Origin of the sequence: Plantactinospora sp. BB1, from assembly GCF_003030385.1 — a bacterium.
GTDB lineage: Bacteria > Actinomycetota > Actinomycetes > Mycobacteriales > Micromonosporaceae > Plantactinospora.
This window is the reverse complement of sequence record NZ_CP028159.1, coordinates 104,969-124,369: the sequence shown is the minus strand read 5'-3', so window position 1 is coordinate 124,369 and position 19,401 is coordinate 104,969. Positions and strand designations below refer to the sequence as shown.

The 19,401-nt window shown below is 71.2% G+C and carries 15 protein-coding genes; 9 read left to right on the top strand and 6 right to left on the bottom strand.

Annotated elements, in window-relative coordinates; all coding sequences use genetic code 11:
• The first annotated feature begins 218 nt into the window (after positions 1 to 218).
• Positions 219 to 929, top strand: a complete 711-nt coding sequence (locus C6W10_RS00585; protein WP_107255856.1) for a hypothetical protein — start codon at positions 219 to 221, stop codon at positions 927 to 929.
• Positions 930 to 1,005: 76 nt separating this feature from the next.
• Here the strand turns inward: C6W10_RS00585 and C6W10_RS00580 are convergent, their stop codons facing one another.
• Both C6W10_RS00580 and C6W10_RS00575 read right to left on the bottom strand, forming a co-directional pair.
• Positions 1,006 to 1,665: a nucleotidyl transferase AbiEii/AbiGii toxin family protein gene (locus C6W10_RS00580; RefSeq protein ID WP_107255855.1), complete on the bottom strand. Its 660-nt coding sequence runs from the start codon at positions 1,663 to 1,665 to the stop codon at positions 1,006 to 1,008.
• On the bottom strand, positions 1,662 to 2,018 hold the full coding sequence (locus C6W10_RS00575) for a hypothetical protein (protein ID WP_107255854.1): 357 nt from the start codon (positions 2,016 to 2,018) through the stop codon (positions 1,662 to 1,664). The genes C6W10_RS00580 and C6W10_RS00575 overlap by 4 nt, the downstream gene beginning before the upstream one ends.
• Before the next feature lie 302 nt (positions 2,019 to 2,320).
• Here C6W10_RS00575 and C6W10_RS00570 point away from each other — a divergent pair, with 302 nt between their 5' ends.
• Positions 2,321 to 3,091 (top strand): hypothetical protein, encoded by a 771-nt coding sequence (locus C6W10_RS00570; protein ID WP_107255853.1) that lies wholly within the window; start codon positions 2,321 to 2,323, stop codon positions 3,089 to 3,091.
• A gap of 102 nt (positions 3,092 to 3,193) precedes the next feature.
• Here C6W10_RS00570 and C6W10_RS00565 read toward each other — a convergent pair whose 3' ends face one another.
• The 3 genes from C6W10_RS00565 to C6W10_RS00555 all read right to left on the bottom strand — a co-directional run bounded on the left by C6W10_RS00565 (position 3,194) and on the right by C6W10_RS00555 (position 6,405).
• On the bottom strand, positions 3,194 to 4,327 hold the full coding sequence (locus tag C6W10_RS00565) for a magnesium transporter CorA family protein (protein ID WP_107255852.1): 1,134 nt from the start codon (positions 4,325 to 4,327) through the stop codon (positions 3,194 to 3,196).
• Positions 4,328 to 4,421: 94 nt separating this feature from the next.
• Entirely contained in the window at positions 4,422 to 5,021 is a 600-nt protein-coding gene (locus tag C6W10_RS00560) for a maleylpyruvate isomerase N-terminal domain-containing protein (protein ID WP_107255851.1), read from the bottom strand.
• A 115-nt stretch (positions 5,022 to 5,136) separates the two neighbouring features.
• Positions 5,137 to 6,405 carry a cytochrome P450 gene (locus C6W10_RS00555; protein WP_107255850.1) on the bottom strand — a complete coding sequence of 423 codons (1,269 nt, stop codon included), beginning with the start codon at positions 6,403 to 6,405 and terminating at the stop codon, positions 5,137 to 5,139.
• Between the two features lie 244 nt (positions 6,406 to 6,649).
• Here C6W10_RS00555 and fdh point away from each other — a divergent pair, with 244 nt between their 5' ends.
• The 7 genes from fdh to C6W10_RS00515 all read left to right on the top strand — a co-directional run bounded on the left by fdh (position 6,650) and on the right by C6W10_RS00515 (position 18,294).
• Positions 6,650 to 9,967 (top strand): formate dehydrogenase, encoded by a 3,318-nt coding sequence (gene fdh / locus C6W10_RS00545; protein WP_199853967.1) that lies wholly within the window; start codon positions 6,650 to 6,652, stop codon positions 9,965 to 9,967.
• 2 nt (positions 9,968 to 9,969) lie between these two features.
• Positions 9,970 to 11,019, top strand: a complete 1,050-nt coding sequence (locus tag C6W10_RS00540) for a 4Fe-4S dicluster domain-containing protein (protein WP_107255848.1) — start codon at positions 9,970 to 9,972, stop codon at positions 11,017 to 11,019.
• A 70-nt stretch (positions 11,020 to 11,089) separates the two neighbouring features.
• The gene (gene nrfD / locus C6W10_RS00535) at positions 11,090 to 12,184 is read left to right on the top strand and encodes an NrfD/PsrC family molybdoenzyme membrane anchor subunit (protein WP_107255847.1); all 1,095 of its coding nucleotides are present in this window, start codon (positions 11,090 to 11,092) and stop codon (positions 12,182 to 12,184) included.
• 44 nt (positions 12,185 to 12,228) lie between these two features.
• A complete protein-coding gene (locus tag C6W10_RS00530; RefSeq protein ID WP_107255846.1) occupies positions 12,229 to 13,521 on the top strand; it encodes an OFA family MFS transporter in 1,293 nt (430 codons plus the stop codon).
• Between the two features lie 753 nt (positions 13,522 to 14,274).
• Positions 14,275 to 15,822, top strand: a complete 1,548-nt coding sequence (mmsA, locus tag C6W10_RS00525) for a multiple monosaccharide ABC transporter ATP-binding protein (protein WP_107255845.1) — start codon at positions 14,275 to 14,277, stop codon at positions 15,820 to 15,822.
• A complete protein-coding gene (mmsB, locus tag C6W10_RS00520; protein ID WP_107255844.1) occupies positions 15,819 to 17,117 on the top strand; it encodes a multiple monosaccharide ABC transporter permease in 1,299 nt (432 codons plus the stop codon). Before mmsA ends, mmsB begins: the two co-directional genes overlap by 4 nt.
• Positions 17,118 to 17,187: 70 nt before the next feature.
• On the top strand, positions 17,188 to 18,294 hold the full coding sequence (locus C6W10_RS00515) for a sugar-binding protein (protein ID WP_107255843.1): 1,107 nt from the start codon (positions 17,188 to 17,190) through the stop codon (positions 18,292 to 18,294).
• 89 nt (positions 18,295 to 18,383) lie between these two features.
• Here C6W10_RS00515 and selD read toward each other — a convergent pair whose 3' ends face one another.
• Positions 18,384 to 19,397 carry a selenide, water dikinase SelD gene (selD, locus tag C6W10_RS00510; RefSeq protein WP_107255842.1) on the bottom strand — a complete coding sequence of 338 codons (1,014 nt, stop codon included), beginning with the start codon at positions 19,395 to 19,397 and terminating at the stop codon, positions 18,384 to 18,386.
• Positions 19,398 to 19,401: the final 4 nt, after the last annotated feature.

Here is a 19,401-nt window from a genome sequence, read left to right as displayed (position 1 = left end):
CTGTGACCTGGGCTGGTGGCCGGGCCTCGGGGAATGATCCGGGGCCGCCGGTCGTTACATATGGTGTTCGCCTGAGTACCAGCACCCCCCCGTGCATGTGTGCCGGGCGAACCTTCTTCTGTCCCTGGAGGCCGTGACGGTCTCGGGACGTGTGATTTCCAATGACACCCCGGTTTTCCCCCATGGGGTGTTCACCCCCGATTGGAAGGCAGACCATCATGAACACGACTCTGTTCAGCCGATGGCTCCCGGCCATCGAGCAGACTTCCCTGGTTCGTAAGACCGCTCTGGGTGTTGCTGGTCTGGCGTTCGTCGGTGGCGCTGTCGCCGGTCCCGCCGTCGCCGCCCACGCCGCGCCCGAGCATGTCGCCTCGCCGGTGTCGCAGTCGGTCATGGCCGACAAGGACCACAAGGGTGACAAGAACGACAAGGACCGTAAGAGCGAGAAGCGTGACAAGCGCGAGGGTAAGGATCGTAAGCCGTCGCGGGACAAGCTGGTCCCGCATGGTGCGCAGGGTAAGCAGTCGCGGATTGCGCTGTCGGGTGAGCAGTCCGACAACGTCAAGGCGATCGTGAAGGCGACGAAGAAGGCGGGTCTGGACGAGCGTGCCGCTGTGATCGCCGTGGGTACCTCGTTGCAGGAGTCGAAGTTGGAGAACCTGGGTCACCTGGGTGACCGCAACGACCACGACTCGCTGGGCCTGTTCCAGCAGCGACCGTCGTCGGGTTGGGGCTCGCCGGAGCAGATCACCGATCCGGAGTACTCGACCATCGCGTTCCTCAAGGGCCTCAAGCAGGTTGACGGTTGGCAGGACCTGCCGCTGACCGTGGCCGCGCAGAAGGTACAGGTCTCGGCCTACCCCGACGCCTACGCGCAGTGGGAAGACCTGGCCGCCGACCTGGTCGCCAACACCTGGAACAACAGCTAAGGCAGGAACGAAGGCCGGATCCGACTCGGGTCCGGCCTTCGGCATGTCCCGTGCCGGGTCGGGGGAGAGGCCCGGGTCAGCGTGGCCAGCCGGCGAGCTTCGCGCGGATCGACCGTACCTGTGCGGCGTCCCGGCCGTACCGGGCGAAGCGCTGGTCGGGCAGTCGGTCCAGGTAGCGGCCGGCGGCGGCGATGTCCTCCGGCTCGATCGCCGGGTCGTACTCGGCGGCGAGCCGGATCAGGTCGGCGACGGCGTACCGGTCGAGCGCTGCCGCGACGTCGATGTAGTCCCGGACCTCGCGGCGGGTGACCAGGGCGGCGGTCTTGCTGGCCACCAGGTCCTGGACGTGCATGACCGGCCCGAGGTCCATCACCACCGGGCTGCGGTGTCGATCCAACCGGCCGAGGCTGAGCCGTAGCCGCCGGCCGCCCCGGCTGACCAGGAAGTCCTTCATGTCCAGCTCGAACCCGCTGAACAGGCCGGCCAGGTCGCTCGACGGGTCCTCGTCGGCGACGGTGAAGCCCGCCGCCTCCAGCGCGGTCCGGACCTCCGCCTCGGCGCTGGCCGCCGCGCCGTCGACGTCGGCGAAGAGGTCGACGTCCTCGGTGGGCCGGGACACCAGCCCGTGTGCCGCCCAGGCCACGCCACCGCCGAGCACGAACCCGTGCTTGTCGGCCACGGAGAGGGCGACCCGGGCGACCTGGCGGTAGAAGTCGTCGAGATGGGTGGTGGTCATGCCGCCCGGCGATCACCGGCGGCCAGCGACGGGTGCCGTCGCTCCCAGGCCGCCCGTACCCCGCGGGGCAGGTTCAGCGCGGACCAGACCCGGCGGAGCACCCGGCCGTTGAGATAGCGGCGCAGGTCGTCGGAGCGGGTGGTCTCGCGCAGGACGTTCTCGTACATCCAGAGCAGCTGGTCGGGATCGTCCAGGTCGAAGCTGCGCTCCGGACCCCACATCAGCCGCAGTGGCAGCACGACGGTGCCCCGGGTCGGGCCGGTCAGCTCGGCCACGGTCGGGCTCACTACGGCAGGCCGGCCCGGGCGGGCCAGATAGGCGACGCCGGTTCCGGCCGCAGCGGCGTACTGCATGTGCTCAGGGTAGCCGGAAGGAGGCGGGTCCGGATCGTCCGTACCCGATTTTGCTGGTCTGTCCGGCCTGCCGCCGGCCCTGCACGGGCCCGAGCCGGACGGAACCCGGGCCGGACCGGCGGCGGGCACCGGGCGGGCGAATCCGGAATGCCGGACTGGCCCGGCTCGTTGTTCATGTCGGTACGCCCGCGAGGTCAGCCCCCTGGATCGCGGGCGTACCTCCTTGTCCGCGGGCCGAGCGGCCCAGGACGGCAGCAGTCCCTCCCGGAATCTCCCGGAATCCCAGATCGAAAGGGGTAACCATGAATCCGATCTTCGGACGATGGCTCCCCGCCATCGCGGAGACCGCTCGTACGCGCTGGCTCCCCGCCATCGCGGCACATCCGGTGACCCGGCGGCTGCCAGCCGTCGCGGAAACCCCGATCGCCCGCCGGTCCGCACTGGCGGTCGCGGGCCTCACCTGCGCGGCCGCCTGCTCGGCGGTGGCCGGCCCGGTCGGCGTGGTCGCCGCCGCCGGTGACCCGGGCGCGCAGTCGGCGGCGTACAGCCAGTCGATGCGGGACGACGACTCGCATCGCGACGGCTACCGCCCCGCCGACCGGGGGAACTCGGACGCCAGGGCATCCCGGGACAAGTTGATCCCGAACGGGGTGCAGGGCTACCAGTCGCGGATCGACCTCGACGACGAGCAGCGGGACAACGCCCGGGAGATCGTCCGGGTGGCCCGCAAGATGGACATGGGTCAGCGTGGCGCCGTGATCGGCGTTGCCACCGCCCTCCAGGAGTCGAAGCTGCGCAACCTCGACCACCTGGGCGCGTGGAACGACCACGACTCGCTGGGGCTGTTCCAGCAGCGGCCGTCGTCGGGCTGGGGCTCGCCGGACCAGATCCGGGACCGTGACTACTCGGCCGCCGCGTTCTTCGAGGGTCTCAAGCGGGTCGACCGCTGGTGGGACCGGCCGCTGACCGACGCCGCCCAGGCGGTGCAGGTGTCGGCGTACCCGTTCGCGTACGCCCAGTGGGAGGACCAGGCCGCCGACATCGTGCAGGACCTCTGGTCCCGCTCCCGGTAACCCGGTCGACGGAACCGTTTCGGGGAGGCACGGCCCGCAGCCGGCCTCCCCGAAGCGCGTCTGCGGCGGAGCGGGCGCCCGAAGGTGCACGCCGGGCCTCGGTCAGATCCAGCTCTTGCGGCGGAACACCACGTACAGGGCGACCGCCAGCCCGAGCGTCACGATGAGCGAGATGACGAATTCCGCCGGGGTGTGCCGCCACGGGAAGGCGAGGTTCTGCCCGAAGAACCCGGTCACCGCCGTCGGTACGGCGATCACCGCCGCCCAGGCGGTGACCTGCTTCACGATCAGGTTGAGCTGGTTGTTCTGCAACATCAGGTTCGTTTCGAGCATCGTCGTGTTCAGGTCGCGCAGCGAGTCGCTCCACTCGATCACCCGCAGCACGTGGTCGTACAGGTCCTGGTAGTACGGGAGCATCTCCTGGTCGACGGTGTGCATGGTGGGACGCATCAGCGCGTTCACCACCTCCCGCATCGGCAGGGTGACCTGGCGCAGCCGCACCAGGTCCCGCCGGGCGAGGAAGATCCGCTGCTGCACCTCGTTGCGGTCCATCACACCGACAGCGTCACCGCCCCGACCGTCACCGCCCCGCCTCTCGTCGCCGCGACTGGCGCCGGTCCGGCCGGCGCCGCCGCGACTTTCGCCGGTCCGGCCGTCACCCGGGTCGCCGGCTCGGCCGCCGGCCCGGCCGGCACCGGCCGCCTGACCACCGGGGCCGTCCTTGAACATCGCGGCCTGCACCCGCTCCAGGGTCGCGTCGAGCTGCTGCACCGCGGAGAAGTGGCCGTCGATCAGGGTGTCGAGCAGGCCGTAGAGCAGGAACGCGACCCCGTGCGGCGCGAGTTCGGCACTCTCGTCCCAGCGGGCCAGCACCTGCCGGAGATCGAACCGGTCGCTGTAGCGGACCGTCACCAGCGCCCGGGGCTTGACGAACGCCGACACCTCGTCGTCGGTCAGCCCGCCGGCCGCGCCCAGCCGCACCATGTAGGTGTTCAGGAACAGGTGTGTGTCGTACCGGTCGAGTTTTGCCCGCTGGGCCTGCTGGACGACGTCCTCGAGCGCCAGCTCGTGCATCCCGAGTTCCTCGGCGAGCAGCCTGAGGTCGTCCTCGGTCGGCCCGCAGATGTCGAGCCAGATCACCACCCGGTCGTCGGCGGCCAGCCGCTCACCGACCTCCGAGGCGGGGAAGCCCTGGTCGACGAGAGCACCGTCCCGGTACATGCGGGTGTTGCTCATCCGCCCGCCGCCGCTTCCGCCACGCTCCTGACGGTAGGCCGACGGTGACGGTCGGCGGGGTGGTTCGTCGAACCCCGTCCGGCGGGGCGGGGAGTCAGCCGGGTTCGTCCAGCGGCGCCGCGTGCCAGCGCCACCGCCGCACCCGGGGCCGGTCCGGCAGCTCGACCCGGCCGGTGGCCCAGCGCAGCGCCAGCCACGGCTCGACGACCCCGGTGAGTTCGGCGGCCTGCGGAAACATTCGAGCCAGCACCCGGGCGCAGACCTCGGCCGGCGGTGTGAGGGTCAGCCCGAGTCCCCGGGCGATGTCGTCGCCGTGCAGCAGCGTCTCGACGCAGCCCATGCCGGCGAAGCCGGCCGGGTCACCCATGCCGTACGGGTGCCACGCCCGCACCGACGCGGGGGCGGTCCGGACCATCGCGGCGAGAAGCTGCCCGCTGCCCTCGACGAACTCCAGCACCTGGGCCGGGGTCGCCGCCGGGTCGACGGTGGCCAGGAACCGCACGTACCGGTCCGCGGGGCGGGCGCCGAGCTGCATCGCGTACGACAGCAGGCAGTCGCCGAGGTGCTCCCCGGTGTGCCAGCAGTCCCAGTCCAGCCCGCCCGCCGGCACAGCCCAGTCCCGATCGGTGCCGGGGCGGAGCGTGCCGGCGACACTGGCCACCGCCAGCTCCAGGTCGTCCGCGCTGACCGTCATCGCCACCCCCGTACTTCTGAATCGGTCGCCGGAGACCGGACCCGCTCCGGCCGACGGCCGGGCGCCCGCCCGTTCGCGGGACCGTCCCGACCGCCGACCGCAGGACGTCCGCGGGTCAGTTCGGCATGGTCACGCCGAGCGGTTCGTGCGGGGTGAACGTGGCCGGCATGCTGACGAAGCCGTTGATCACGCCGACGCTCTCGTTCTGCCTGGTGGCGTCCCGGTCGATGGCGATGTCCGGCATCCGGTCGAGCACCCGCCGCACCAGGTGCGGGAACCAGACCCGGGCGTGGTTCAGCCCGATGCAGCGGTGGATGCCGAGTCCGAAGCTGGTGTGCCGGTTGGGGGAGCGGTCCAGCCGTACCTCGTCGGGGTCGGGGAAGACCGAGGGGTCCCGGTTGGCGGCGGCGAAGGACATCATCACCCGGTCGCCGGCCCGGATCTGCTGCCCGCCGAGCACCACGTCCCGGGTGGCGGTCCGGGCGAAGCCCATCGCCGGTGGGAAGACCCGGAGGAACTCCTCGGTGGCGTGCTCCCACAGCGACGGGTCGGCCAGCAGCGCCGCCCGGTGGTCGGGGTGGTCGGCCAGCCAGACCATGGTGTGCGCGAAGAGCGCGGTGGTGGTGTGCACGCCGCCCTGGATGACCAGCAGCGCAGCGCTGACCACCTCCTCGACGGGCAGCGGTTCGCCGTCGATGGTGGCCGTGGCCAGTCCGCTCAGCAGCCCCTCGCCGGGCTCCTCGCGCAGCTTCGGCACCTGGGCGGCGATGGCACCGCCGAGCTGACCCATGATCTGCACGTTGCGCGGGAAGTCGGGGTCGCTCGGTGGCGACGCCGCGACCCGGTGCATCGGCTCGGCGTAGGTCTGCCAGTCGTCCAGCGGCAGCCCGATCAGTTTCATGGTGGCCAGTGCCGGCAGCGGGTTGCCGTAGTCCAGTACGAGGTCGATCCGGCCGCTCGCGCAGACCCGGTCGAGCAGCGCGTCGGTGGCCTGCTCGACGAAGGGCAGCGAGTCGCGGGCCGCGCTGGGCGAGAAGTACGGACTCATGATCCGCCGGTACGGGTTGTACTCCGGCGGGTCCAGCTCCAACGGTATCTGCGTGATCGGGTTCGGCGGGATGACGATGCCCTGCCGGGGATCCGACGGGTCCTCGCTGTTGCGGCCGGAGCTGAAGGTGGCGTCGTCCCGCATCACCTGGCTGACGCCGGCGTGGTCGGAGACGACCCAGAAGCCGCCGTAGGCGTCGGTCCGGGCGACCGGGCATCGGGCCAGGTGCTCGTCGGAGATGGCCCGCCAGTTGGCGCGGTACTCGGGGGAGTGGTGGTCGAAGTCGATCCGGGGGATGGGATCCGATCCGGTCTCGGTGGATTGATCGACAGACATCGCGTCAGAGTACTGCCCCAATCGCCTCGGATGTCATGATCATTCGCATTGGTGGCCGCTGTTTTGCTGCCCTTCGTCCCGTCCCCGCAGGCCGTGCCGGGCTCGCCCGGCCGGGACGGGTCGAAAAATTTTCCGGCCGTTTCCGGTCCCGCCGGGTTTCGGCGCTTTCCCTCGGGGCACCGTCTGGCTGACCTACCCTCGGATGGTCGGGCAACCGGCCTCGTCGCTGGAGGAGGTGCTGACGGTGGGGGTACGCACCTGGATCGAGGGCTGGCCGGTCTACCGGCAGCTCACCGGCACCGACCCGCTCGGCCGGGGCGCGGCCGCGAAGTCCGCCCGGTCGGCAGAGCTGACTCCGCGCACCGACAGCGCCGACTCCGTCGCCCGGTCCATCTGCCCGTACTGCGCCGTCGGCTGCGGCCAGCGGGTCTACGTCTCCGACGGTCGGGTCACCCAGATCGAGGGAGATCCGGACAGCCCGATCTCCCGGGGCCGGCTCTGCCCCAAGGGCGCCGCCAGCAAGAACCTGGTCACCAGCGAGCTGCGGCAGCAGCGGGTGCTCTACCGCCGTCCGTACGGGACGGAGTGGGAGGAGCTGGACCTGCCGACCGCGATGGACATGATCGCCGACCGGGTGCTCGCGGCCCGGGACGCCACCTGGGAGGACGTCGACGACGAGGGCCGGCCGCTGCACCGCACCCTCGGCATCGCCAGCCTCGGTGGGGCCACCCTGGACAACGAGGAGAACTACCTCATCAAGAAGCTGTTCACCGCGATGGGGGCGATCCAGATCGAGAACCAGGCCCGGATTTGACACTCCGCCACCGTCCCCGGTCTGGGGATCAGCTTCGGTCGCGGCGGCGCGACGGACTTCCAGCAGGATCTGCTCAACAGTGACTGCGTCATCATCCAGGGCTCGAACATGGCCGAGGCGCATCCGGTCGGCTTCCAGTGGGTGATGGAGGCGAAGGAGCGGGGCGCCAAGATCATCCACGTCGATCCCCGCTTCACCCGGACCAGCGCGCTCGCCGACACGTACGTGCCGATCCGGGCCGGCACCGACATCGCGTTCCTCGGCGGGATCGTGCGGTACATCCTGGAGAACGAGCTGGACTTCCGGGAGTACGTCGTCGCCTACACCAACGCGGCCACCATCGTCAGCGAGGACTTCCAGGACACCGAGGACCTCGACGGCCTCTTCTCCGGCTACAACCCCGACCGGACCAGCTACGCGCAGTCCAGTTGGCAGTACGCCGGGCAGGAGGATGACGGCGGGAACGACACCGCGACCGAGCGGGACAGCGCGGCCGGACTGCGGCACGAGTCGCACGGCCCGCCGGTCTCCCGGCAGGCGGAACGGGACGAGACGCTCCAGCACCCGCGCTGCGTCTACCAGATCCTCCGGCGGCACTACGCCCGCTACACCCCGGAACTCGTCGAACGGGTCTGCGGGGTGCCCCGGGAGAAGTTCGAGGAGGTCGCCCGGGCCTGGGCGGAGAACTCCAAGCGGGACCGCACCACCATGCTGGTCTACTCGGTCGGCTGGACGCAGCACAGCGTCGGGGTGCAGTACATCCGGACCGGGGCGATCATCCAGCTGCTGCTCGGCAACATCGGCCGGCCCGGCGGCGGGATCCTGGCGCTGCGCGGGCACGCCAGCATCCAGGGCTCGACCGACATCCCGACGCTGTTCAACCTGCTGCCCGGCTATCTGCCGATGCCGAACCACATGGAGCATCCGACCTTCGACAAGTGGATCGAGAGCATCCAGCACCCGGGCCAGAAGGGCTTCTGGGGCAACGCCCGGGCGTACGCGGTGAACCTGCTGAAGGCGTACTGGGGTGCGGCGGCGACCCCGGAGAACGACTTCTGCTACGACTACGTGCCCCGGATGAGCGGCGACCACGGCACGTACCAGACCGTCTTCAACATGATCGACGGCAAGGTCAAGGGGTACTTCCTGCTCGGCCAGAACCCGGCGGTCGGCTCGGCGCACGGCCGGGCCCAGCGGCTCGGCATGGCCAACCTGGACTGGCTGGTGGTCCGCGACCTCTTCATGATCGAAAGTGCGACGTTCTGGAAGGACAGCCGGGAGGTGGAGACCGGCGAGATCGCCCCGGAGCGGTGCAGGACCGAGGTCTTCTTCCTGCCGGCCGCCTCGCACGTGGAGAAGCCCGGCACCTTCACCCAGACCCAGCGGATGTTGCAGTGGCGGGAGAAGGCGGTCGAGGCACCCGGCGACTGCCGCTCCGAGCTCTGGTTCTTCTACCACCTCGGCCGGATCATCCGGGGCAAGCTCGCCGGCTCCACCCGGCCCCGCGACCGCGCCCTGCTCGACCTGGCCTGGGACTATCCCACCGAGGGCCCGCACGCCGAGCCGGAGGCCGAGGCGGTGCTGCGGGAGATCAACGGGTACGAGGTGGCGACCCGCCGCCCGCTGAACTCCTTCGTGGAGATGAAGGACGACGGTTCGACCCTCGGCGGCTGCTGGATCTACACCGGCGTCTTCGCCGACGGGGTCAACCAGGCGGCCCGGCGCAAGCCTGGCGGCGAGCAGAACTGGGTCGCCGCCGAGTGGGGCTGGGCCTGGCCGCTCAACCGGCGGATCCTCTACAACCGCGCCTCGGCCGATCCGGAGGGACGGCCGTGGAGCGAGCGGAAGCGCTACGTCTGGTGGGACGAGGAGCGCGGTGAGTGGACCGGGCACGACGTACCCGACTTCGAGAAGACCAAGCCGCCCTCGTACCGGCCGGACCCGGACGCGACCGGGGTGGCGGCGCTGGCCGGCGACGACCCGTTCATCATGCAGGGCGACGGGAAGGGCTGGCTGTACGCACCGTCCGGAATCCTCGACGGGCCGCTGCCGACCCACTACGAGCCGGTCGAGTCCCCGATCCGCAACCCGCTCTACGGGCAGCAGGCCAACCCGGTCCGCAAGACGTACGACCGGCCGGACAACCCGACCAACCCGAGCCCGCCGGACCCGCACGCGGACGTCTTCCCGTACGTCTTCACGGTCAGCCGGCTCACCGAGCACCACACGGCGGGCGCGATGAGCCGCAACGTCCGGTACCTGGCCGAACTGCAACCGGAGATGTTCGTCGAGGTCGGGCCGGAGCTGGCCGTCGAACGTGGACTCACCCACCTGGGCTGGGCACACCTGGTCACCAGCCGGGGCGTGGTCGAGGCGCGGGTGATGGTGACCGACCGGCTGACCCCGCTGCGGATCGAGGGGCGCCTGATCCACCAGGTGTGGCTGCCGTACCACTTCGGCGGCAACGGGCTGGTCCAGGGCGAGCCGGCCAACGACCTCTTCGGGGCCACCCTCGACCCGAACGTGCTGATCCAGGAGAGCAAGGTCGGCACCTGCGACATCCGGGCCGGCCACCGGCCGAGGGGGCCGGAGCTGCTCGACTACCTCGCCGACTACCGGCGGCGGGCCGGCCTCGACGGGCACTACCCGCCGATCCTCACCGCCGGCCGGGGCGGCACCGGCGCGGACGGTGCCGGCGAAGCACCGGGGCAGCTGCCGGACGGCGGCGACACGGAACGGGAGGCATGAGCATGGTCGAGACGCGGCGCTCGGACGCGCCGGTCAACCCCGCCGAGGAGTCCGGTCACCTCGATCCGCCACCCCGGATGGGGTTCTTCACCGACACCAGCGTCTGCATCGGCTGCAAGGCCTGCGAGGTGGCCTGCAAGGAGTGGAACCTGGTGCCGGAGAGCGGGCTCGACCTGCTCGGCATGTCGTACGACAACACCGGGGCGCTGACCGCGAACTCGTGGCGGCACGTCGCCTTCGTCGAGCAGCCCCGACGGGTGGGCTGGCAGTCGTCGCCGCCGATGGCCGGCACCCCGAGCGGGCCGCCGATCAGCCCGGCGACCGCCGAGGCGGCCGCCCGGGTCGGTACGGACCAGGGGACCAGCCCCGGCCTGCCGCCGGGCCCGGATCCCGCCCCGGCGGGCCGGATGGCGGAGGGGACCCAGTTCCTCGGCATGCCCGGCACCGAGCTGCCCGGCCGGGAGGCGGGCCGGGACGGGCGGGCCGACCTGCGCTGGCTGATGATGTCGGACGTCTGCAAGCACTGCACCCACGCGGCCTGCCTGGACGTCTGCCCGACCGGCTCGCTGTTCCGTACCGAGTTCGGCACGGTGGTGGTGCAGGAGGACATCTGCAACGGCTGCGGCTACTGCATCCCCGCCTGCCCGTACGGCGTCATCGACCAGCGCAAGGGCGACGGCCGGGCGTGGAAGTGCACCCTCTGTTACGACCGGATCGGTGCCGGGCGTACCCCGGCCTGCGCCCAGGCCTGCCCCACCGAGTCGATCCAGTACGGCGAACTCGACGAGCTGCGCGACCGGGCCCGGGCCCGGGTGGAGCGGCTGCACGCCGACGGCGTTCCCGAGGCCCGGCTCTACGGGCACGACCCGGACGACGGGGTGGGCGGGGACGGTGCGTTCTTCCTGCTGCTCGACGAGCCCGAGGTGTACGGGCTGCCACCGGACCCGGTGGTGACCACCCGCGACCTGCCCCGGATGTGGCGACGGGCCGGGCTGGCCGCGCTCACCATGACGGCCGCCGCGGTGGCCGCCTTCGTCGGGCGGCCCCGGTGACCGGCCGGACCGGGCCCGCCGGCCGTCCGGCGGCGCCGGGTCGGCACGACGAGCGAATCTCGGAGGCGTCATGACCGGGCCGGCACCGGACGGCGGCGGGCCGCTCGGGGAGCGGCTCCGGGAGGTCGCGGACGGCCTCGGTCAGCACAACGGCGGGGAGCTGCGACGCCGGTCCGGGCGGCAGGGCGGGGCCGGGCCGGGGGTCGTCTCCGGACAACCGGTGGTCGTCCCGCCGGCCGAGTTCAGCTCGTACTACGGCCGGCCGGTGGTCAAGGCGCCGGTGTGGCGGCGGGACATCCCGGCGTACCTGTTCACCGGCGGGCTGGCCGCCGGATCGGCGCTGCTGGCCGCCGGTGCGGACCTGACCGGGCGGCCGGGACTGCGCCGGTCCGGCCGGCTCGTCTCGCTGGGCGCCCTCGGCGCGAGCACCTACTTTCTGGTCAACGACCTGGGTCGGCCGGCCCGGTTCCACCACATGCTGCGGGTCGCCAAGCCGACCTCGCCGATGTCGATGGGCACCTGGATCCTGGCCGCGTTCGGCCCGGCGGCGGGGCTGGCCGCGCTGAGCGAGGTCGCCGCGATCCTGCCCCGGCGTGGCGTACCCGGTCTGGCCCGCCGGCTGCTGCCACCGGTCGGCCGGGTCTCCGGGCTGGCTGCGGCCGTGGCGGCGCCGGCGCTGGCCACGTACACCGGGGTGCTGCTCGCCGACACCGCGATGCCGGCCTGGCACGACGCCTACCCGGACCTGCCCTTCCTCTTCGCCGGCAGCGCGCTGGTCGCCGGTGCGGGCGCCGCGCTGGCCAGCACGCCGACCGCACAGAGCGGCCCGGCGGTCCGGCTGGCGGTGGCCGGCGCGGTGGTCGAGACGGTCGCCGAGCGCCGGATCGCCCGGATGGGGCTGACCGGCGAGCCGTACCGGACCGGCCGGCCGGCCCGGCTGATCCAGGGCGCCCGGCTGCTGCTGGCTGCCGGTACCGCCGGTGCGCTGCTGGCCCGGCGCAGCCGCACGCTCTCGGTACTCTCCGGCGCGGCCCTGCTGGCCTCCTCGGCGCTGACCCGGTTCGGGGTCTTCGAGGCCGGGGTCGTCTCCGCCCGGGATCCGAAGTACACGGTGCTGCCGCAGCGGGAGCGGCGGGCGAGACGGGGGGCCGGCGCCGGCCCGTAGCCACGAGCGGGTGCCGTCCATGAGCCGAGACGGGGGTCACGCTCATGGCAGGAAAGGTCGAGATCGGGGTACGGGGGGAGCAGAGTCCGACGGCCGGCCGGTGGGGCCTGGTGGTGGCCGCCGTACTGGTGCAGCTGGCCCTCGGTGCCGTGTACGCCTGGAGCGTCTTCAACCAGCCGTTGCAGCAGGCGTTCGGCTGGAGCAAGGCCGAGGCGGTACTGCCGTTCGAGGTCGCGATCGGCACGATCTTCATCGGCAGCCTGGTCGGCGGCCGGGTGCAGGACCGGCGCGGGCCCCGACCGGTCGCGCTCGGCGGCGGCGTGCTGTACGCCGTCGGCAACATCCTCGCCTCGCTGGTCTCCGACGCCGACCAGCTCTGGCTGCTGGTGCTGACCTACGGCGTGCTCGGTGGGATCGGGCTCGGTGCCGCGTACATCACCCCGATCGCGATGCTCACCAAGTGGTTTCCGGACCATCGGGGTCTGATCACCGGGATCGCGGTCGCCGGCTTCGGCTTCGGTGCCGTGATCACCGCTCCGGTGGCGAAGGCGCTGCTCAACAACACCACCGACAAGCCCAGCGTCTTCCTGCCGCTGGGCATCGCGTACCTGGTCGCGGTGCTGCTCGGCGCCTCGTTCTTCCGGAATCCGCCGCCCGGTTACCGGGTGCCCGGGTACCGTCCGGTGACCACCGGCCGGGTGCCGGCCGGTACCCGGGTCTACACCCTCGCCGAGGCGCTGCGGACCCGGCAGTGGTATCTGCTCACCGCGATCCTGGCACTCAACGTGACCTGCGGCATCGCCTTCATCTCCCAGGCCGCCGACGCGGCGCAGGCGATCACCGGGGTGGGTTCGGCGACCGCCGCCAGCCTGGTCGCGGTGCTCGGGCTCTTCAACGGTGCCGGGCGGCTCGGCTGGGCGTGGCTGTCGGACCAGACCGGCCGGATGGTGGCCTTCGGTGGGATGCTGGCGCTCCAGGCGTTGTGTTTCTTCATCCTCCCGCACGCGGCCGGTTTCGCCTTCTTCGCGGTACTCGCCGCGTTGATCTATCTGGCCTACGGCGGCGGCTTCGGCACCATGCCGGCGACGGCGGCGGACTACTTCGGCACGCCGCACGCCGGTGCGGTCTACGGGGCGATGATCGTGGCCTGGAGCATCGGCGGGGTGGCCGGGCCGCTGCTGACGGCGACGCTCTTCGAGGCGAGCGGCAACTCCTACACGCTGCCGTTCACGGTGCTGGCGGTGATCGCGGTGGTCGCCCTGGTCCTGCCGCCGATCACCCGGCTCCCCTCCCGACCCGGCACCCCCCGCCCGGACGACGAGGTCACCGGCCCGTGACCGGAAACGGCCGGCGGGCGAACCGCGGCGCCGGCCGGCGACCGGGGCCGCCGGCCCTCCGAGCCGCTGGCCCCCCTGAGCCGCTGCCCCCCTGAGCCAGGAGCCCCCTGAGCCGCGGGCCCGCTGGGCCGGGCGTTCCGGCCTGCGGCGGCGTCGTTCCGGCCTGCGGCGGCGTCGTTCCGGCCTGCGGCGGCGTCGTTCCGGCCTGCGGCGGCGTCGTTCCGGCCTGCCCGGGGCGTGACGGGCCGCACGTTCCGGCGGCCCGGGGTGGCGGGGACGGAGGGTGCCGCACGTATGGTGAGCGGGCTCGACGGCCGGACCGTGACCGGATCTCGCGACCGTCGGGCCGGCCGACCCGGTCCAGGGCGGGGGAACCGACGGCAGGTGCCCGGGGGCGGTTCCGGGGCTCCTCCGGACGCTTCGGTCGAAAACTCGTGATCGTGTCCGGTCGCGGACGCTCGATGCCCACGGTGACGCCCGGCGCCGGCCGGTGAGCCGGGACCCTGTGAATTTGTCAAGACCAGGTCACGAAATCTTGCGAAACTTCCTCGCCTTCCAATAAGTTCCTCCAGGCAACAAAAGTATGTCAGCCGGTCTGACTACCTGCCCGGAGGCAACAATGATGTTGATGACGCGGCGCGGCGACCAGCCGCTGGACGCGCGCGGTTCCCTCTGGCGCCCCGAGGACGGGCGGCCCACGGCGGCTGCCCCCCGCCGGTCCGCCGTACCGGCCCGGACCGGGGAGCGTCGGCGATGAGTGACGCTCCCGTACTGCTGGAGATGCGCGGGATCACCAAGGAGTTCCCGGGGGTCAAGGCGCTCTCCGACGTCAACCTGGTGGTCCGGCGCGGCGAGATCCACGCGATCGCCGGCGAGAACGGCGCGGGCAAGTCGACCCTGATGAAGGTGCTCAGCGGGGTCTACCCGTACGGCAGCTACTCCGGGGAGATCCGCTACCAGGGCGCGGAGAGCCGGTTCGCCGACATCCGGGCCAGCGAGCAGGCCGGCATCGTGATCATCCACCAGGAACTCGCCCTGGTGCCCGGGATGTCCATCACCGAGAACATCTTCCTCGGCAACGAGCCCCGGCGGGCCGGCGCGATCGACTGGAAGAGTGCCAACCGGCAGGCGCTGGAGCTGATGGCCCGGGTGGGACTGCGGGAGGACCCGGACACGCTGATCAAGGACATCGGCGTGGGCAAGCAGCAGCTCGTCGAGATCGCGAAGGCCTTCGCCAAGGACGTCAAGCTGCTCATCCTGGACGAGCCGACCGCCGCGCTCAACGAGGCCGACTCGCAGCACCTGCTGGACCTGCTGCGCGGCTTCAAGCAGCGCGGCATCACCTCGATCATCATCTCGCACAAGCTGAACGAGATCGCCGAGATCGCCGACTCGATCACCATCCTGCGGGACGGCCGGACCATCGAGACCCTCGACGTCAAGGCGGACGGGGTGGACGAGGACCGGATCGTCCGGGGCATGGTCGGCCGGGAGCTTTCCAGCCGGTTCCCCGACCACACCCCCAAGATCGGTGAGGTCTTCTTCGAGGTACGGGACTGGACCGTCCGGCACCCCATCTCGGCCGACCGGATGGTCGCCAAGGGCTCCAGCTTCACCGTGCGGCGGGGCGAGATCGTCGGGTTCGCCGGGCTGATGGGCGCCGGTCGCACCGAGCTGGCGATGAGCATCTTCGGCCGTTCGTACGGCGTCTACCAGAGCGGGCAGATCTTCAAGGACGGTCGGGAGATCGTGCTGAAGTCGGTCGCCGACGCCATCAAGCACGGCCTGGCGTACGTCAGCGAGGACCGCAAGTCGCTCGGCCTGAACCTGCTCGACGACATCAAGACCTCGGTGGTCTCCGCCAAGCTGTCGAAGATCGCCGAGCACGGTGTGGTCGACCCCGTCCGCGAGTACCGGGCGGCCGAGAGCTACCGGAAGAGCCTGCGGGTCAAGGCCCCGACCGTCGACGAGGGCGTCACCAAGCTCTCCGGCGGCAACCAGCAGAAGGTGGTGCTGGCCAAGTGGATGTTCACCGACCCGGACCTGCTCATCCTCGATGAGCCGACCCGGGGCATCGACGTCGGTGCCAAGTACGAGATCTACGGCATCATCCAGCAGCTCGCCGACCAGGGGAAGGGCGTCATCGTCATCTCCTCGGAGCTGCCGGAGCTGATCGGCCTCTGCGACCGCATCTACACGGTCTTCGAGGGCACCATCACCGGCAACATCGAACGGCGGGACGCCGATCCGGAACTCCTCATGAAGCAGATGACCTCAGCGAAGAAGGCGCAGATCCGGTGAGTCGCATAAAGGAACTCCAGAAGTCCCTGTTCGCGGGGACGACATCCAACGCCCGGCAGTTCGGGATGATCTTCACGCTGGTGGCGATCGTCCTGCTGTTCCAGATCCTGACCGACGGGCTGACGCTGAACTCGAGCAACATGATCTCGCTGGTCAGCCAGTACTCGTACATCCTGATCCTGGCCATCGGGATGCTGATGGTGATCGTCGCCGGTCACATCGACCTGTCGGTCGGCTCGATCGCCGCCTTCGTCGGGATCGTGGTGGCCCAGTCGATGCAGGACTGGTCGCTGCCCTGGCCGGTGGCGATCCTCTTCGGCCTGCTCGTCGGCGCCGCGATCGGCGCCTGGCAGGGCTTCTGGGTGGCCTACATCGGGGTACCGGCGTTCATCGTCACGCTGGCCGGCATGATGCTGTTCCGGGGCGGCAACCAGTTCATCGGCAGCGCCGACACCATCCCGGTGCCGGAGGGCTTCAAGGTGATCGGCGCCGGCTTCCTGCCGGAGGTCGGTCCGGACACCGGCTACAACAACCTCACCCTGCTGCTCGGCCTGCTCGTCGCGATCGCCGTGGTGGTCCGGGAGTGGAAGGTCCGGCGTACCCGCCGGGAGATGGACGCCGACGTCGCGCCGCTGTGGATCTCGGTCATCCGGGTCGCCGTGCCGGTCGCGGTGATCCTCTACGCGGCCTTCCGGTTCGCCGGCGGCCGGGTCGGTACCAGCTTCCCGATCTCCGGCATCATCCTCGGCGTACTGGTGGTGATCTACTCCTTCATCACCCGGAACACCGCCGGCGGCCGGCACATCTACGCGGTCGGCGGCAACGCGCGCGCCGCGGAGCTCTCCGGCGTCAAGCTCAAGCGGGTCAACTTCCTGGTCATGATGAACATGTCGATCCTGGCCGCGCTGGCCGGCATGATCTTCGTCGCCCGGTCGGCCGCCTCCGGCCCGCAGGACGGCATCGGCTGGGAGCTGGACGCCATCGCCGCGGTCTTCATCGGCGGCGCGGCGGTCTCCGGCGGCCTCGGCACGATCAGCGGCTCGATCGTCGGTGGCCTGGTGATGGCCGTGCTCAACAACGGTCTCCAGCTGATGGGTGTCGGCTCGGACCGGGTCCAGATCATCAAGGGCCTGGTCCTGCTGCTGGCCGTCGCGTTCGACGTCTACAACAAGAACCGCGGACGTTTCTCGGTCATCGGATCGGTGACCCGACCCTTCCGCCGGGAGGCACCCGCGCTGCCGGCGCCCAGCGTCGAGACGGGTCAGGAGCCCGCCAAGACTCCGGTGGCCCGTTGACGGTCACCGCTGGTGGGGCGGAAAACCTCCGCCCCACCCCCCACCACCCTGTAAAGAAGGGCAACCTGCAATGCGTAGATTCCTAGCCAGGGGTGTCGCCGCCGGCGCCATCGCCCTGCTGGCCCTCACGGCCTGCTCCGAACGGTCCGGTGACGGCGGCGGAGAGGCCGGGTCCGAGAAGGGCTTCGCCGCCAACTCGCTGATCGGTGTGGCGCTGCCGGCCAAGACCTCCGAGAACTGGGTGCTCGCCGGTGACCTGTTCACCAACGGGCTCAAGGAGGCCGGCTTCCAGTCCGACGTGCAGTACGCGGGCGCCACCAGCACGGTCGCCGACCAGCAGGCGCAGATCTCGGCGATGGTCACCAAGGGTGCGAAGGTGATCGTCATCGGTGCGACCGACGCCGCGCAGCTCACCACCCAGGTCGAGCAGGCCAAGCAGGCCGGCGCGTACGTGATCGCGTACGACCGGCTGATCAAGAACACCAAGGACGTCGACTACTACGTCGCGTACGACAACTTCAAGGTCGGCCAGCTCCAGGGCCAGGCCCTGCTGGAGGGCATGAAGGCCAAGAAGCCGAACGGCCCGTACACCATCGAGCTCTTCTCCGGCTCGCCGGACGACAACAACTCGGGTGTCTTCTTCGACGGCGCGATGGACGTGCTGAAGAAGGAGATCGACGCCGGCAACGTGGTGGTCGGCTCGGGTCAGACCGACATCAAGCAGACCGCCACCGACGGCTGGAAGGCCGAGAACGCCCAGCGGCGGATGGACTCGCTGCTCACCTCCACCTACAGCAGCAAGACGCTGGACGGTGTGCTCTCCCCGAACGACACCCTGGCCCGGGCGATCCTGACCTCGGTCAAGGGCACCGGCAAGCCGCTGCCGGTGGTCACCGGGCAGGACTCCGAGGTGGAGTCGGTCAAGTCGATCGTGGCGGGCGAGCAGTACTCCACGATCAACAAGGACACCCGGAACCTGGTCAAGGAGACCATCGAGATGGTCAAGGCCCTCCAGGCCGGCAACGAGGCGAAGACCAACGACACCGAGTCCTACGACAACGGTGCCAAGGTCGTCCCGGCCAACCTGCTGGAGCCGCTGATCGTCACCAAGAAGAACGTGGTCGAGGCGTACGCCAACGACCCGAAGCTGGCCCCGCTCACCGCTGGCGCCAAGTAAGCAGCAGTAGCAGCGGGTTGCACCTCCGGGTCCCCGGGATCGTCGATCCCGGGGACCCGTTCCGCGTTCCGCGGCCGTGACCGGGCTGCTCAGCCGGTGACGACCAGGGTCCGCCCGTCGCCCCGGGCCGGCAGCAGCTCGCCGACCACCGGATGGCCGGGCAGCTCACCGGCGAGCAGCAGCCCGCCGGAGGTCTGCGCGTCGGCCAGCAGCAGCAACTCCTCCTCGGCGACCCCGGCCGCGTCGAGGTGCGGGCGCACCCAGGCCAGGTTCCGCCGGGTGCCGCCGCTGACGAAACCCTCGGCCAGCGCCGCCCGGGCGCCGTCCAGATACGGTACGGCGGACGCCTCCACCCGGGCCGTCAACCCGGACGCCCGGGCCAGCTTGTGCAGGTGGCCGAGCAGCCCGAACCCGGTCACGTCGGTGGCACACCGGATCCCGGCCGCCACCGCCGCCACCGAGGCGTCCCGGTTCAGTTCGGTCATCGCCGCCACCGCCTGCCCGAACACCTCGCCGGTCTGCTTGTGCCGGCTGTTGAGCACCCCGACCCCGAGCGGCTTGGTCAGGGTCAGCGGCAGCCCCGCCCGGCCGGCGTCGTTCCGCATCAGCCGCTCCGGGTCGGCGATCCCGGTGACCGCCATCCCGTACTTCGGTTCGGGGTCGTCCACGCTGTGCCCACCGGCCACGTGACAGCCCGCCTCCCGGGCCACGTCCAGCCCGCCGCGCAGCACCTCGGCGGCGAGGGTCAGCGGCAGCAGCTCCCGGGGCCAGGCGAGCAGGTTCACCGCCACCACCGGGGTACCGCCCATCGCGTAGACGTCGGAGAGGGCGTTCGCGGCGGCGATCCGGCCCCAGTCGTACGGGTCGTCGACCACCGGGGTGAAGAAGTCGGCGGTCGCCACCACGGCGGTACCCGACTCCAACCGGACCACCGCCGCGTCGTCGCCGTCGTCGAGCCCGACCAGCAGTTCACCCGGCCCGGCCGGAGCGGAGGTGCCGACCAGACCGGCCACCACCTCCTCCAGCTCACCCGGCGGGATCTTGCAGGCGCAGCCGCCGCCGTGCGCGTACTGAGTGAGTCGATGGCGCTCCCCGGTGCTCATCGGA

What these genes read in the sequence shown, in the direction of transcription:
- C6W10_RS00555 (WP_107255850.1), bottom strand. Translation starts at nt 6,405, where the DNA reads ATGTCTGTCGATCAATCCACCGAGACCGGATCGGATCCCATCCCCCGG.
- C6W10_RS00570 (WP_107255853.1), top strand. Translation starts at nt 2,321, where the DNA reads ATGAATCCGATCTTCGGACGATGGCTCCCCGCCATCGCGGAGACCGCT.
- C6W10_RS00540 (WP_107255848.1), top strand. Translation starts at nt 9,970, where the DNA reads ATGGTCGAGACGCGGCGCTCGGACGCGCCGGTCAACCCCGCCGAGGAG.
- C6W10_RS00585 (WP_107255856.1), top strand. Translation starts at nt 219, where the DNA reads ATGAACACGACTCTGTTCAGCCGATGGCTCCCGGCCATCGAGCAGACT.
- C6W10_RS00580 (WP_107255855.1), bottom strand. Translation starts at nt 1,665, where the DNA reads ATGACCACCACCCATCTCGACGACTTCTACCGCCAGGTCGCCCGGGTC.
- C6W10_RS00560 (WP_107255851.1), bottom strand. Translation starts at nt 5,021, where the DNA reads ATGACGGTCAGCGCGGACGACCTGGAGCTGGCGGTGGCCAGTGTCGCC.
- C6W10_RS00515 (WP_107255843.1), top strand. Translation starts at nt 17,188, where the DNA reads ATGCGTAGATTCCTAGCCAGGGGTGTCGCCGCCGGCGCCATCGCCCTG.
- C6W10_RS00575 (WP_107255854.1), bottom strand. Translation starts at nt 2,018, where the DNA reads ATGCAGTACGCCGCTGCGGCCGGAACCGGCGTCGCCTATCTGGCCCGC.
- mmsA (WP_107255845.1), top strand. Translation starts at nt 14,275, where the DNA reads ATGAGTGACGCTCCCGTACTGCTGGAGATGCGCGGGATCACCAAGGAG.
- nrfD (WP_107255847.1), top strand. Translation starts at nt 11,090, where the DNA reads ATGACCGGGCCGGCACCGGACGGCGGCGGGCCGCTCGGGGAGCGGCTC.
- selD (WP_107255842.1), bottom strand. Translation starts at nt 19,397, where the DNA reads ATGAGCACCGGGGAGCGCCATCGACTCACTCAGTACGCGCACGGCGGC.
- C6W10_RS00530 (WP_107255846.1), top strand. Translation starts at nt 12,229, where the DNA reads ATGGCAGGAAAGGTCGAGATCGGGGTACGGGGGGAGCAGAGTCCGACG.
- C6W10_RS00565 (WP_107255852.1), bottom strand. Translation starts at nt 4,327, where the DNA reads ATGAGCAACACCCGCATGTACCGGGACGGTGCTCTCGTCGACCAGGGC.